We start from the raw sequence: 12,232 nt of genomic DNA, 5'->3' as shown, positions 1-12,232 counted from the left end.
ATGTTCGAGCGAGGTGTGTGATGTCGATGGAAGTATGGTTGGGCTTCTTTGCCGCCTGTTGGGTGATCAGCCTGTCACCCGGTGCCGGGGCAATTGCCTCGATGTCCAGCGGCCTGCAATACGGTTTCTGGCGTGGTTACTGGAACGCCCTGGGCCTGCAACTGGGCCTGATTGTGCAAATCGCCATTATTGCCGCCGGCGTCGGCGCCATCCTGGCCGCCTCGGCCACCGCCTTCCAGGTCATCAAATGGTTCGGCGTTGCCTACCTCGTCTACCTGGCCTACAAGCAATGGCGCGCCTTGCCGATGGACATGTCCGATGAGTCCGGCGTGCGCCCTATCGGCAAACCGCTGAGCCTGGTGTTCCGCGGGTTCCTGGTCAACGTCAGCAACCCCAAGGCGCTGGTGTTCATGCTGGCGGTACTGCCGCAGTTCATCAACCCGCATGCACCGCTGCTGCCGCAGTATGTGGCAATCACCGTGACCATGATCACCGTGGACATGCTGGTGATGGCGGGTTACACCGGGTTGGCTTCGCGGGTGTTGCGCTTGCTGCGTACACCCAAGCAGCAGAAGCGCCTTAACCGGACTTTTGCCGGGTTGTTCATTGGTGCGGCCACCTTCCTGGCGACCCTGCGCCGCGCACCTCTTTAACAGACCGCTGGGGCCTCGTCCGGGCCCCAGCTCTATTTCTGCTTGGCTACCAGCCCCGTCAGCAAGTCCACCGGCATCGGGAAGACAATGGTCGAGGTCCGGTCGCCCGCAATCGCCCCCAGCGTCTGCATATAGCGCAACTGCATCGCCCCAGGCTCCTTGCCCAGCATCTGCGCAGCCTGCATTAGCTTCTCTGACGCCTGCAATTCCCCCTCGGCATGGATCACCTTGGCCCGCCGTTCGCGTTCGGCCTCGGCCTGCCGGGCGATGGCGCGGACCATCGATTCGTTGAGGTCGACATGCTTGATCTCGACGTTGGCCACCTTGATGCCCCAGGCATCGGTTTGCGCGTCCAGCACCTGGCGAATGTCCGCGTTCAGTTGCTCACGTTCGGCCAGCAGCTCATCCAGTTCGTGCTTGCCCAGCACCGCACGCAGCGTGGTCTGGGCCAACTGGCTGGTCGCCACCAGAAAGTCCTCCACCTGGATAATCGCCTTTTGCGGGTCGAGCACGCGGAAGTAGAGGACCGCGTTGACCTTGACCGAGACGTTGTCGCGGGTAATTACATCCTGTGGGGGTACATCCAGCACCACCGTGCGCAGGTCGACCCGCACCATTTGCTGTATCACCGGGATCAGCAGGATCAGCCCCGGCCCCTTCACCTGCCAGAAGCGCCCCAGCTGGAACACCACGCCGCGCTCGTATTCGCGCAGGATGCGAAACGTCGACAGCAACAGCATCACCAGCACGATCAGCACGGCACCGAAACCCACTTGCATGAACATGGTCATTCTCCTTACGCCGCAGGCGCGGCGGCGCTCACGTCCAGCATCACGCCATGGCGCGCGGTCACCCGCACGTTTTGGCCAGCGTGCAGCGGCGTTGCGCACTGCACCTGCCATTGCTCGCCTTGGGCCAGTACCACGCCACGGAACGGGTTGCCTGCCATCACCTGGGTGACGGGGACCAGGCTGCCGACCAAGCCGGCGTCACCGCTGACCAGCGCCCGTTGGCGTGCCTTCAGGGCCATGCCCAGCACGCCGCCGATCAACAGCGCCGAGAGCACTGCCAGGGTACCGATCAAGGCCAGCGGGATGCCGAAGCCGGGTGCGTCGGTGTCGATCAGGATCAGCGCACCGACCACAAAGGCAACGATGCCGCCAAACCCGACCACGCCGAAACTGGGCAGGAAGGCTTCGGCGATCATGAAGGCGATGCCCAGCACGATCAGCGCCACCCCGGCGAAGCTCACCGGCAACAGCTGCAGGGCGTACAGCGCCAGTAGCAGGCAGATGCCGCCGACCACACCACCCACCGTAGAGCCGGGGCTCATGAATTCGAACAACAGGCCGTACACGCCGATCATGATCAGGATCAGCGCCACACTGGGGTTGGTGATGACCGCCAGTACCCGGGTGCGCCAATCCGGCAGGTGCTCCACCAAGCTGGCGCCGGCGGTGTTCAGCTGGTGTGGCTGGCCGGCGGCCTCCAGCGTTTTGCCATCGAGCTTGCGCAGCAGGGCGGGCAGGTCATCGGCTACCTGGTCGATCACATTCAGCCGCAAGGCTTCGCTGGCAGAGAGGCTGACGGCCTCGCGCACGGCCTTCTCCGCCCAATCGGCATTGCGCCCGCGCAGCTGCGCCAGGCCGCGGATGTACGCAGCGGCGTCGTTGACCTGCTTGCGGGCCAAGGTTTCATCATCGCCACCCTTGGCCTCGTCGTCTTTGGGCGCACCTGGGGGGCCGCCAATCTGTACGGGCGTGGCGGCACCCAGGTTGGTCCCGGGGGCCATCGCGGCAACATGGCTGGCGTAAAGAATATAGGTGCCGGCGCTGGCAGCGCGGGCACCGCTGGGGGCCACATAGGTGGCAACCGGCACGGGGCTGGCGAGAATCGCCTTGATCATCTGGCGCATGGCGCTGTCCAGACCACCGGGGGTGTCCATGCGGATCACCACCAGTTGCGCGCCCTGAGCCTGGGCCTGGTCGAGGCTGCGTACCAGGTAGTCGGCGCTGGCCGGGCCAATGGCATCATCGATGCCCAGCACCCACACCGCACCGGGCGCTGCCTGGCCACCTGGCGTGATGCCAAGCAGCAACAGCAGCAATAGCCAGCGCCAGCAGCGGGCGATCACCTGTCGTCACCTCGTTTGCCCGTATTACACAAGTTTAGCCCTGGCTGGCGCTAGCCGGCCTAAAATTGCAGATTGGGGGGCGAAACCGGAGGTGCATCATGCGTATGGCAAAGACCCTGCAGGCCCGCCTGGACAAGGCCAACTGCGACTACGACATCATTCCCCATCCACACTCGGCCACCAGCCTGGAGTCGGCCCGTACGGCCGGCGTGCCCGCCGAGCGGGTCGCCAAGTCGGTGATGCTCGATGACCGTCATGGCAACTACATCATGGCCGTGTTACCGGCCAACCGGCACCTGGACATGACCAAGGTGCGCATGTCCGGGGCCTGGCACCTGACCCGCGAAAGCGGCCTGCCGAGCCTGTTCGGCGACTGCGAACGCGGCGCCGTGCCGGCCCTTGGCGACGCTTACCAGATAAAAATGTTGCTCGATCCGAGTCTTACTCGCCAGGGTGATGTCTACCTTGAGGCGGGTGACCACGATCACTTGATCCACATGAGCATGGAGCAGTACATGAAATTGGTGCCGCACGCCGAAGTGCGCGAGCTGTGCTGATGTTTTCACACAAATGCCAGACGGGCGTCGTGGACGGCCTGCCTGGCGCTCAGGAGGAACCATGGAAGCGCCGATCCATCCCTTTGCCGACCTGTTCAAGCAGTTGGGCTTGCCCGACGATCCCGAGAGTATCGATCAGTTCATCACCAGCCATTCTCCGCTGAAGAACGAGATAAAGTTGGTGGATGCGCCGTTCTGGACCGACTCGCAGCGTGCTTTTCTCAAGGAAAGCATCATTGAAGATTCCGATTGGGCCGTGCCCTTCGATCAACTCAACGAAGCGTTGCGCCGCCCCCGAAAATAAAGCGCCGAGCGGCACCTGACGAGTGATCGGCCGTTGCTATGCTCAGGAAAACAATAAGGGGATAGCGCGATGAAAGATCCCTATGCACCAGGTTTCTGGTGCTCCGTGACGATCCTGGGCACCCTGACGGCCAGTTACTTCTATGGCATCAGGCAGACGCAACAGATGAACCAGGCGGTGCACTTCCTGTATGCGGCTGCCGCTGTCACCGTGGCGGTGGTTTTGGTGGCGCTGACCTGGATCGCCTGGCAGCAGTTGCACCTGAACAAGCGCGAAGTGATTCAGGGACGAACGTTGCTCACCATCTGGAACACCAAGGTGGCGCTACGCCGCGTCGAGACGGTATTCGACCGCTATTTCTGGGGCAGCTACTGGCATTCGGGGCGTACGTTCGAAGAGGTCATGGGCGAGCTCAAGGGCACACCGCTGGAGCAGAGCCTTGATGCCCTGAAGCGCCAGTGTCGTGTACTCGACCGTGAAATCCATGACCACCATCACCATTGGCTGGCCAACGCCCGCGACCTGTCCAGCGTGGCCCAGGCCATGGCCCGTGAACGTTACCAGCTGGACCTGGGCGAGCCCACCTGCAGTGGCAATGGCAATACTGCTGTGCTCAACCGTGACCTGGAGGTGCTGGTGTACACCTGGTCGGCGCGCCTGCGCAGCTTCGACCATCAACTGGACGAGCTGGAGCGCGCCTACCACTAAGGGGCTTCATTCGCCGCGGATGTACTGCTCCAGTTGCTGAATCAGGCTGGCCTGTTCGGTGATGGTTTCCTTGACCAGGTCGCCGATCGACAGCAGGCCGAGCAGCTTGCCGTTGTCGACCACCGGCAGGTGACGCAGGTGACGGTCTGTCATCAGGTTCATGCAGAAATCGAGCTTCTGCTTGGGCTCCACGGTGACCACGGGTGCACTCATGATTTCGCGCACCGGGGTGGCGGCGGAAGAGCGGCCCTTGAGTACCAGTTTGCGCGCATAGTCCCGTTCACTGACGATACCCACCACCTGGTTGCCCTCGACCACGGGCAACGCACCGACGTTTTTCTCCGCCAGCATTTTCAGGGCGTCGAGCACCGAGTCATCCGGGCCGATGGTGTAAACGGTCTGGTGCTGGGACTTGGTCCTGAGGATTTGTTCGACGGTCTTCATACGGGCCTCTGCGGGTAAAAAAAGCACTGTCTCGGAGTAACTAAAGCATCCGGCACGGCGCTCTGCACGGCAATGCAGGAAACGGCATTGAGTCGATTGAAAAACGTCATTAGTCGTTATTGCCCCTACGGGCAACCCGTCGCGGCCACCTCCTGGCTCGCTTCCTTGAGTGCCGCCGCCACAGCGGCGGCATCGTTGGCGGTATACACCCGCCCGCCGGTGTTGCTGGCTGCGCAGTTGGAGCCGGTGCTGGCGCTGATATTGACCACGTTGATCCGCAGGCGTGGCTGGTTTTTGGCGATTTGTTCCGACACGCTGCACACACTGGTGCCGCAACTGTCCCGGCCATCCACGAACATCACGATCACGCCATCTCGATCGCGCCCGTTCATCTTGCTTGCGGCCGCTTGCAAGCTTATACCGAGCCCGGTCCCGCCACGTGCTTTCAGGTCGGCCACACGCTTGACCAGGTCTGCGCGCTGGCCTTGGCCGAAGACGCCGTGATCCACCGGGCTGCGGCAGCCATCGAAAGTTACCAGGCGCATGTCCACGGCGTTGTCCAGGTCGCCGATCACGGCGGTCAGCGAAGTTTTCGCCACCTCCATACGGGTGAGCCGTTGCGGCTGGTTGTTGGCCAGCAGCTCATCGACGAAAGGAATGCGCGCCAGCAAGCCGAGGTACCAAGGGTCATCTTCCTTTTTCACGCGGATGCGCTGGTCCATGGAGCCCGAGGTGTCCAGCACCACCGCAAATTCCGACGCCTGGAAGGCGCCCCCCGGGGTACAGATTGCAGTCTGCGTATAGCCCTGCCAGCGCTGGTACAGCACAGGCCAGCTGCTGTACAGCCAGTAGAGCAGGAGCAGTAACAGGCCAAACAGCAGCCAGGGCCACAGGCGCAGGCGGCGGCGTTCGGTCATCACCACGGTTCTTGTCCGGGTGGGCTTGGGGGGTGGTGCGGGTTTTGGCTTGGCCGGCGCGGGCTGTCGCGGTGCCGGAGGTGGCGACATCACGGGCGGCGCAGCGACAGGTGCCGGCTGCCCCCAGCGAATCACCAGGGGTTCGTCGTTGATGCTGTACAGGTTGGCCAGGTCGGGTCGGCCGATCAGTGTGCGCAACGCTTCGGCTGCGGGCGCCTGGCCGCGCCGTTGCAGCTCATCGGCCAATTGGCTGACGGCTGCCTGGCGCTCTTCATAGCGCTTGAGCAAGGCAGCCTGCTGCTCTCGGCCGAGCGTGGTATACAGATGCGGTTGCCCCTCCAGTTCAGACCACCATTCCAGCACACCGTCGCGGCCCTGCCGGGGTATTGCGTACAGGTGAGCGATGCCCGGCGGAAAGTGCTGACGGATCAACGCCACCCTGAGTTCGAGCGCGCTGGCAGCATCCTGGCTGGCGTGGGTGTCGCGGTTTACCCTTTGCATGGTTTGTCCTAGTCGCAATCGGCTGTGCTGGAGACTTCCTGGCTGGCAAGCTTGATGGCAGCGGCAACCTGCCCGGCATCGTTGGCGGAATAGATGCTTCCCCCCGTGCTTTGGGCGACACAGCTGGCCAGGTTGCTGTTGCTGATATCGACCAGGTTGACGCGCAACCGCGGCTGCTCGCGGGCAATCCGCTGCGCCACTGCACAAACGTCCTGGTCACAGCCATCGGCACCGTCGATGAACATCAGGATCACCCCATCGCGATCGCGACCGTTCATGGTCCTGGCCGCCACATCAAGGCTGGCTGCCAGGGCGGTGCCATCATCGGGCACCAGTGCCTGAATACCTTTGATCAACGCCGGGCGCTGGGCCAGGGTGAACACGCCATGGTCCAGCGGCGCGCGGCAGCCATCGAAGGTCACCACGCGCATGTCGATTGCCGGGTGCAGGTCGTTGATCAGGCGGGTCAGGCTGCTCTTGGCCACGTCCATGCGCACGGGGGCTTGGGTGATTTGCGCAACACGCTGCTGATCGATGTTCGGGTCGTTATTGATGTGCTTGAAGAACCATTGCTCGTCTTCAAGGGTGGTGGCCACGTTGAGTTGCATCGAGCCCGAAGTGTCCAGTACCACGGAAAACTCGGGCGGCTGTATACGGGTGTCTTTCACACAGGCGAAGGGCGTGGCGTGGCGGTTGCCAAGCCAATGCTGCAGGTAGGGCCAGCCCAACCACAAGGCCAGGGCCAGCAACAGCAGGCCGAGCAGCGGCAGCAAGAACCACGGCAGCCAGACCCAGCGCCGACGAATCACGGGCGCGGGTCGCGGTGGCACCGATGCGGGCAGCGGCTTGACGGGGGCAGGTTCGGCCCACCGCACGACCAGCGGTTGGCCGTTGATGCTGTACAGGTTGTTCAGGTCGGCAGGCCCGATGAGCTTGCGCAGCATTGCAGCATCGTTGGCCTGGCCGAGGCTTTGCAGTTTGCTTACCAGCTGGTGAACGGCTTCCTGGCGCTCGTCGTAGAGGCGCAGCAAGGCTGCCTGTTGCTCGGCGCCGAGGTCGTGGTAGCGGTGCGGTTGGCCTTGCAGTTCCGACCACCATTCGCGCAGGCCATCCTTGCCGTTGCGTGGGGTGGCAAACAGATGAGCAATGCTTGGGGGAAAATGCCTGACGATGATCGCCATGGCCTGTTCGAGCACCCGCAGGTCGTCCTTGGGGGGGCTGGTGTCGCGGGTGACCCGCTGCATGTGGATATCCTGAAAAGAGACGGCAGCCGAAGCTGCCGATGAGGTTTCACTCGTAACCCAGGCTCAGCTGAAGGCGGCTGACCTGTTGTTGTAGGGCCGCCAGCTTCTGCTTGCGGGCTTCGATCTGGGCGCTGCTGGCATTTTGCGAGGGTGCGGCCTGGTTAGCCTTGAGCTGTTGCTCCAGGCCGGCGATCTGCTTTTGCACATCGCTCTTGTTGCCATGGCGCGCCTTGAGCGTGCCCAGCAGGTCGTTCAACGATTTTTCCAGGCTGGCCTGCTGGCGCTGCTGGCTTTGCAGGTCCTGGCGGGTCGAGGCCTGCAGTGCACTCAGTTGTGCGTACACTTCGTTGAACTGGCGGTTCTGCTCCTTGGCGCTGAGCAGTTCCTGTTCGCTGTTGCGCACACCCTCGGCATAACCTCCGCCGTAATCGCAGTTGAGCTTGCCGATCAGGCTGGCGCTGCTGTCGGAGGCATTGCACTGGGAGGCAGTGGTCGCACAACCGGCAAGGCTGGCCAGCAGTGCCAGGCACAGGCAGTTACGTAGAAACATGGCGTGCACTCCTTCAGCCCAGGGTGATTGCCGAACGCTGGCTGTAGAGGCCATCGACCTCCTGCTGCAGCGAGGCGACCTTGGTGTTCATCTTGGTGATCTCGGCTTCGACCTTTTGCACTTCGGCCTGGCTGGCGCCGCCGTCACGTTCAAGCTTGGCCACCTGCTGGTATTCGGTAACGCGTTTTTTCATGTTGGTCAGGTCTTTGCGCATCAACCCGATGTTCTGGTCGATGTTGGCGATATCCCGCTGGGCCTTGGCCTTGTCCAGGGTCTTGGCTTTCATGCTCTGCTGGATGCTGGCAATTTGTTGCTTGTCGTCATTGATGACACGTTGCAGCGTATCGGTACGCTGCGCGACTTTGGCGGTTTCACCCTGCACTTCGGCAGTCATCGCATTCAGGCGCTCGGTGGTATTGGCATATTTCGCCCGGCGCTGATCGAGGTAGTAGTTGGCGCCCATGGCCACGCCGCACGCGCCGACACCGGCGATGATCGAACAGGCTGCCTTGTTGCCGGAGTTGGACAGCATGCAGGCAAGAATGCCGGCGCTGGCCGCGATGGCACAGGCCTGGAAGCCCGATGTGGTGAAGAACTTGGCATCATTGCCACTGGTCAGGCGCGGGTCCGCCGTGCCCTGGCTGCCGGTCATCGAACTGCCGGTATTTGCACAACCGGTAATGGCCAGGCAAGCAGCCATCAGCAGACCCAGCCAGGGATTGATACGGGTGGATGTCGGGAAGTTCATGGTGTGGCTCCTGGATGTCCTTGGGTCAATGTGCGACGGTCTTGCAGCTGTTCAGCCATGCATTGGCATCAATCTTCTGGGTCTTGAGGAACGACGCCTGGTTGGCCCAGTGGGTACGCAGGTAGGGCGACAGATCCTTGAGGTTCTTGTTGGCCTTGAACGAGCCGTCCAGCACCGGCACCTGGGCTTCGAGCAAGTCCTTGCCGTACAGCGAACCCGACTCCACCAGGGAGCTGGCGTAGTAGCGGCTGAGCTTGTGCAGGCGCTCCTGCTGCTCTTCGAGCTTGACCTTGCGCACGCCACAGGTCGGGTCTTCTTCGCCGGCCTTGCAGTTGGCGGCGTAGTTTTTCTGCAAAAAGTCCAGGTACTGGCCATCGTCGAGCATCTTGGTGCACAGGAAGGCGCCAAGGTTGAGGCTGGCGCGAATCGCCTGGTCACGGGCTTCCTGCTGTTGCTGGTTGCTGGCGCGCAGCTGGTTCTCGACCGTCTTGAGCTGGTTCTTGAGGGCTTCGTCTTCCACGTTGGAGGCGAGCTCTTCCAGCGCCTTGACGGTGCCTTTCTGTTTGCTTTCGGCAGCCGGTTGATCGCTGCCCAGCTTGCTCCAGCTCTTTTCGATATTTTTTACCCGGTCGCGCGAGGTCAGGGTCGGGGAAACCATGGCCAGGCGCAGGCCGTTGGTCTTCTTGGCGACTGCGCCCTCGGCGTTGTAGTACGGCTCTTCCTGACGCAGCGAGGTGCGCAGTTCACCTTCGCTGGTCAGGTAGTTGCCCCCGCGCACCACATAGCCACCGGCCTGGCCGTGCTGGCGGTCGAGCTTGTTCAGGCGGAACGGCTCGAACATCATCTCGCTGGCATTGCCCAGCATGTCATGCAGGCCCAACGGGTTGGGCTTGAGCAGCCCGCTCAGCTGCAATTGGCCGTTGGCAGACTGCGCGCCGGCGAACCACTCGTAGGCATTCAGGCCTTCGGGCATGGGGTAGCGGCCATCGCGGAACTCGGCCGTGCTGACTTGCAAACCGCCACGCGCGGCGAACTCCCACTCCACCTCGGTTGGCAGGCGCAAAAAGCCCTGGGCGCCATCTTCCCGGGGCAGCTTGTCGGGTGCATTGGCACGCAACCAGCGGTTGTACTTGTCGGCAGCCTGCAGGGCGTCCAGCCACGACACCGATACAACCGGCAGGCGCTGCTTGTTGGAGGCGGTCGGGCAGGTTTCGTCCATCAACGCCTTGTACTGCAGCTGGCTCATCTCGTACTTGGCCAGCAGGTAGTAGCGCGACTTCTCACCCTTGGCGCTGGTGAAACTGCCGGCAATGAACGCCGGGCGGGTCTGCTCGACATAGCCCCACTCGGCGCTGTCCTGGCCGATGTTGATGGGGTAGTCGTCCAGCGGGCCGGCCACCGGGATCATCACCTTGCGAAAGGCCATGGCACCGTCACAGGGCATGGGCAATACCACGTCGTCGGCGTCGGCCATGGGGTTGTAGTACTTCTCTTCCCAGGTCGCCGCTGTGGCTTGCAGCGCAAAGCCGAGAGCAAGTGGCGCCAGAAGCAGGTGGCTGTAGGCTTTAGAGTTCACGCAGGCTCTCCGCAGGTTGTATCCGTATGGCACGCAAGGCGCCGATCAGGGCGACCAGGCCGGCGACCAGGAACGCCAGCAGCAGGGCGACCACGCCATGCCATACGGTGATGTGACAAATGAAGGCGCCGGTTGCCTGGCTGCTGACCAGCAACCGGTCGAACAGCAGGCTGCCGAGGTAGTAGCTGCCGAGGCCGCCCAGGTAGCCCACCAGGCTCAGCACGAGTGCTTGAAGCACCACGTAGGCCGATACGGCGGGGCTGCTGAAGCCCAACAGGCGCAGCACGGCCAGGTGGCGGCGCTTGCGATCGATGTTGGCCAGGAAGGCGCCGACCAGCGAGGCGATGCAGCCGATCAGGGCGGCCCCGGCAATAACGCTGAAAATCAGCCCGAGCACGTGGTTGATTGCCTTGACGCTGTTGATTTCTGCCAGGCGGCTGGCGGTTTCGATGCGCTGTTCGTTAAGCCAGCGCTCCAGCGGTGCCACGCTGTCGATGTCCCGCGCATAGACCCGGGCCCGGGCGTAGCCGACGTTCAGGGCATCAAGGGCCTGGCCACTGCTTGCCCCGAGGCTGGCCACCAGATAACCGTCGCGATAGTGCTCCAGCTCCATCAGCAGCTCGGGGCTGACGAAGGCTGCAGGGCGGGCGAAGCGCACCGAGCTGACGATGGCACGCACCTGCAACGTGCGCTCGCCACGCTCGTTGACTTCGTTCAGCCGCCGGGCAACGCGCAAGCGCAGGGTGTCACCGGCCTTGGCGTCGAGGCGTTCGGCGGCACGTTCGCTGAGAATCACCTGGTCGGGCGCCAGCTCACTCAGGTCTGTTGCCAATAAGGGATCGCCGGCCCGGGTAGGGATGACCTCGACGTTGTCGGCGAAGCGGCCGTGTGCACCCAGCAGGTCGGCCTGGGTGTTCAGCGAGCGGGTCTGGCCGATGGCGAAGCCCACCTCCGGGCGATCCTGCAACCGTTGCAGCCAGGCTTGGTCGAAGTGGCCACTGCTGAGCATCTTGACCTCAAGGTTGCGGGGGTCGCTGAGCAGTTCCTGTTGCAACTGGCTGACCACCCCGTGCTTGAGGCCGAACAGCAACAACAGCGGGGCAATGACGGCGACCAGTGAGGCCGCCATGCACAAGGAAACATTACGGTCGTGCCAGAGATCGGCCAGGGATAACCGTGCCAGCAATGCCAGGCGTTTATGCCACGGGTTCAAAGCGTGTTTCCCCTTGACCGTTGATGGCACCCAGGCGCGGCAGGCCGAAGCGTTCGACCAGTGCCCAGTCGTGGGACACGATCAAGGCGCTCAGCCCTAGCTCAGCCACCAATTGCAGCAGCAGTTCGAACAGCCGCTCTGCATTGTGCGGGTCGAGTGCGGCGGTGGGCTCGTCGGCCAACAGCACCCGTGGTTCATGGGCGATGGCACGCACGCAGGCCACCCGCTGGCGTTCGCCGATGGACAGCGCTTGGGGAAGTTTGCCCAGCAGCGGTGCCAGGCGCAGTGCCTCGACAGCTTTGTCCACCGCCGTGCTGGCAGGTGGCAGGCCGAGCAGCCGGCGTGGCAGCAGGATGTTGTCGCGCACACTGAGAAAAGGCAGCAGCCCGCCGTTCTGCAGCACAAAGCCAAGCTCGCGCGAACGCAATGCCGCCAACGCGGGCTGCTGGTCGCTGGCCAGCAGGCTGGCCACATCCTGGCGTTGCGGGCCAAGCCTGTAGTGCGTCAGTTGCTCAGGCTTGAGCAGCAGGCCAATGGCCTCCAGCAGTGTGCTCTTGCCGCAGCCGCTCTCGCCCGTGATGGCACGTACTTCGCCGGGTTGCAGGCTCAGCGTGTCCAGCCGTACCCGGTGAGCCTGCGATCCTTCGCCTCGAACGACTTGTAATCCCTTGATATCGAGCATA

The 12,232-nt window shown here is 63.1% G+C and carries 14 protein-coding genes; 4 read left to right on the top strand and 10 right to left on the bottom strand.

Annotation, left to right across the window (positions count from 1 at the left end; translation table 11 throughout):
- Nucleotides 1-20: 20 nt before the first annotated feature.
- The gene (locus N805_RS21460; RefSeq protein ID WP_019473108.1) at nucleotides 21-653 is read left to right on the top strand and encodes a LysE family transporter; all 633 of its coding nucleotides are present in this window, start codon (nucleotides 21-23) and stop codon (nucleotides 651-653) included.
- Nucleotides 654-685: 32 nt separating this feature from the next.
- Here the strand turns inward: N805_RS21460 and N805_RS21455 are convergent, their stop codons facing one another.
- Together N805_RS21455 and N805_RS21450 are read right to left on the bottom strand one after the other, a co-directional pair.
- Nucleotides 686-1,438: a slipin family protein gene (locus tag N805_RS21455; protein ID WP_026034633.1), complete on the bottom strand. Its 753-nt coding sequence runs from the start codon at nucleotides 1,436-1,438 to the stop codon at nucleotides 686-688.
- A gap of 11 nt (nucleotides 1,439-1,449) precedes the next feature.
- The gene (locus N805_RS21450; protein WP_026034634.1) at nucleotides 1,450-2,787 is read right to left on the bottom strand and encodes an NfeD family protein; all 1,338 of its coding nucleotides are present in this window, start codon (nucleotides 2,785-2,787) and stop codon (nucleotides 1,450-1,452) included.
- Between the two features lie 98 nt (nucleotides 2,788-2,885).
- Here N805_RS21450 and N805_RS21445 point away from each other — a divergent pair, with 98 nt between their 5' ends.
- From N805_RS21445 to N805_RS21435, 3 genes are all read left to right on the top strand, one after another.
- Nucleotides 2,886-3,344 (top strand): aminoacyl-tRNA deacylase, encoded by a 459-nt coding sequence (locus N805_RS21445; protein ID WP_019473110.1) that lies wholly within the window; start codon nucleotides 2,886-2,888, stop codon nucleotides 3,342-3,344.
- A 61-nt stretch (nucleotides 3,345-3,405) separates the two neighbouring features.
- A complete protein-coding gene (locus N805_RS21440; RefSeq protein ID WP_019473111.1) occupies nucleotides 3,406-3,648 on the top strand; it encodes a DUF2789 domain-containing protein in 243 nt (80 codons plus the stop codon).
- Between the two features lie 69 nt (nucleotides 3,649-3,717).
- The gene (locus N805_RS21435) at nucleotides 3,718-4,356 is read left to right on the top strand and encodes a hypothetical protein (RefSeq protein ID WP_019473112.1); all 639 of its coding nucleotides are present in this window, start codon (nucleotides 3,718-3,720) and stop codon (nucleotides 4,354-4,356) included.
- Nucleotides 4,357-4,362: 6 nt separating this feature from the next.
- On the opposite strand, the gene N805_RS21430 is transcribed toward N805_RS21435, so the two are convergent.
- The 8 genes from N805_RS21430 to N805_RS21395 form a co-directional block, all read right to left on the bottom strand.
- The gene (locus tag N805_RS21430; RefSeq protein WP_019473113.1) at nucleotides 4,363-4,800 is read right to left on the bottom strand and encodes a CBS domain-containing protein; all 438 of its coding nucleotides are present in this window, start codon (nucleotides 4,798-4,800) and stop codon (nucleotides 4,363-4,365) included.
- A 125-nt stretch (nucleotides 4,801-4,925) separates the two neighbouring features.
- Entirely contained in the window at nucleotides 4,926-6,218 is a 1,293-nt protein-coding gene (locus tag N805_RS21425) for a VWA domain-containing protein (RefSeq protein WP_026034635.1), read from the bottom strand.
- 8 nt (nucleotides 6,219-6,226) lie between these two features.
- Nucleotides 6,227-7,462: a VWA domain-containing protein gene (locus N805_RS21420; RefSeq protein ID WP_019473114.1), complete on the bottom strand. Its 1,236-nt coding sequence runs from the start codon at nucleotides 7,460-7,462 to the stop codon at nucleotides 6,227-6,229.
- A gap of 46 nt (nucleotides 7,463-7,508) precedes the next feature.
- Complete coding sequence (locus tag N805_RS21415) at nucleotides 7,509-8,012, bottom strand: hypothetical protein (protein WP_019473115.1); 504 nt, start codon at nucleotides 8,010-8,012, stop codon at nucleotides 7,509-7,511.
- Between the two features lie 13 nt (nucleotides 8,013-8,025).
- Nucleotides 8,026-8,760 carry a hypothetical protein gene (locus N805_RS21410; protein WP_019473116.1) on the bottom strand — a complete coding sequence of 245 codons (735 nt, stop codon included), beginning with the start codon at nucleotides 8,758-8,760 and terminating at the stop codon, nucleotides 8,026-8,028.
- Between the two features lie 25 nt (nucleotides 8,761-8,785).
- Nucleotides 8,786-10,336, bottom strand: a complete 1,551-nt coding sequence (locus tag N805_RS21405; RefSeq protein ID WP_019473117.1) for a formylglycine-generating enzyme family protein — start codon at nucleotides 10,334-10,336, stop codon at nucleotides 8,786-8,788.
- Nucleotides 10,326-11,549, bottom strand: a complete 1,224-nt coding sequence (locus tag N805_RS21400; RefSeq protein WP_026034638.1) for an ABC transporter permease — start codon at nucleotides 11,547-11,549, stop codon at nucleotides 10,326-10,328. The genes N805_RS21405 and N805_RS21400 overlap by 11 nt, the downstream gene beginning before the upstream one ends.
- Nucleotides 11,533-12,231 carry an ABC transporter ATP-binding protein gene (locus N805_RS21395; protein ID WP_019473119.1) on the bottom strand — a complete coding sequence of 233 codons (699 nt, stop codon included), beginning with the start codon at nucleotides 12,229-12,231 and terminating at the stop codon, nucleotides 11,533-11,535. The genes N805_RS21400 and N805_RS21395 overlap by 17 nt, the downstream gene beginning before the upstream one ends.
- Nucleotide 12,232 lies beyond the last annotated feature (1 nt).

It is taken from the genome of Pseudomonas putida S13.1.2 (genome assembly GCF_000498395.2).
GTDB classification, from domain to species: domain Bacteria; phylum Pseudomonadota; class Gammaproteobacteria; order Pseudomonadales; family Pseudomonadaceae; genus Aquipseudomonas; species Aquipseudomonas putida_Q.
The sequence above is the reverse complement of the archived record's forward strand: the minus strand, read 5'-3'. Positions and strand labels throughout refer to the sequence as shown.

What these genes read in the sequence shown, in the direction of transcription:
- N805_RS21415 (WP_019473115.1), bottom strand. Translation starts at nt 8,012, where the DNA reads ATGTTTCTACGTAACTGCCTGTGCCTGGCACTGCTGGCCAGCCTTGCC.
- N805_RS21440 (WP_019473111.1), top strand. Translation starts at nt 3,406, where the DNA reads ATGGAAGCGCCGATCCATCCCTTTGCCGACCTGTTCAAGCAGTTGGGC.
- N805_RS21445 (WP_019473110.1), top strand. Translation starts at nt 2,886, where the DNA reads ATGCGTATGGCAAAGACCCTGCAGGCCCGCCTGGACAAGGCCAACTGC.
- N805_RS21455 (WP_026034633.1), bottom strand. Translation starts at nt 1,438, where the DNA reads ATGTTCATGCAAGTGGGTTTCGGTGCCGTGCTGATCGTGCTGGTGATG.
- N805_RS21430 (WP_019473113.1), bottom strand. Translation starts at nt 4,800, where the DNA reads ATGAAGACCGTCGAACAAATCCTCAGGACCAAGTCCCAGCACCAGACC.
- N805_RS21395 (WP_019473119.1), bottom strand. Translation starts at nt 12,231, where the DNA reads ATGCTCGATATCAAGGGATTACAAGTCGTTCGAGGCGAAGGATCGCAG.
- N805_RS21410 (WP_019473116.1), bottom strand. Translation starts at nt 8,760, where the DNA reads ATGAACTTCCCGACATCCACCCGTATCAATCCCTGGCTGGGTCTGCTG.
- N805_RS21460 (WP_019473108.1), top strand. Translation starts at nt 21, where the DNA reads ATGTCGATGGAAGTATGGTTGGGCTTCTTTGCCGCCTGTTGGGTGATC.
- N805_RS21435 (WP_019473112.1), top strand. Translation starts at nt 3,718, where the DNA reads ATGAAAGATCCCTATGCACCAGGTTTCTGGTGCTCCGTGACGATCCTG.
- N805_RS21420 (WP_019473114.1), bottom strand. Translation starts at nt 7,462, where the DNA reads ATGCAGCGGGTCACCCGCGACACCAGCCCCCCCAAGGACGACCTGCGG.
- N805_RS21425 (WP_026034635.1), bottom strand. Translation starts at nt 6,218, where the DNA reads ATGCAAAGGGTAAACCGCGACACCCACGCCAGCCAGGATGCTGCCAGC.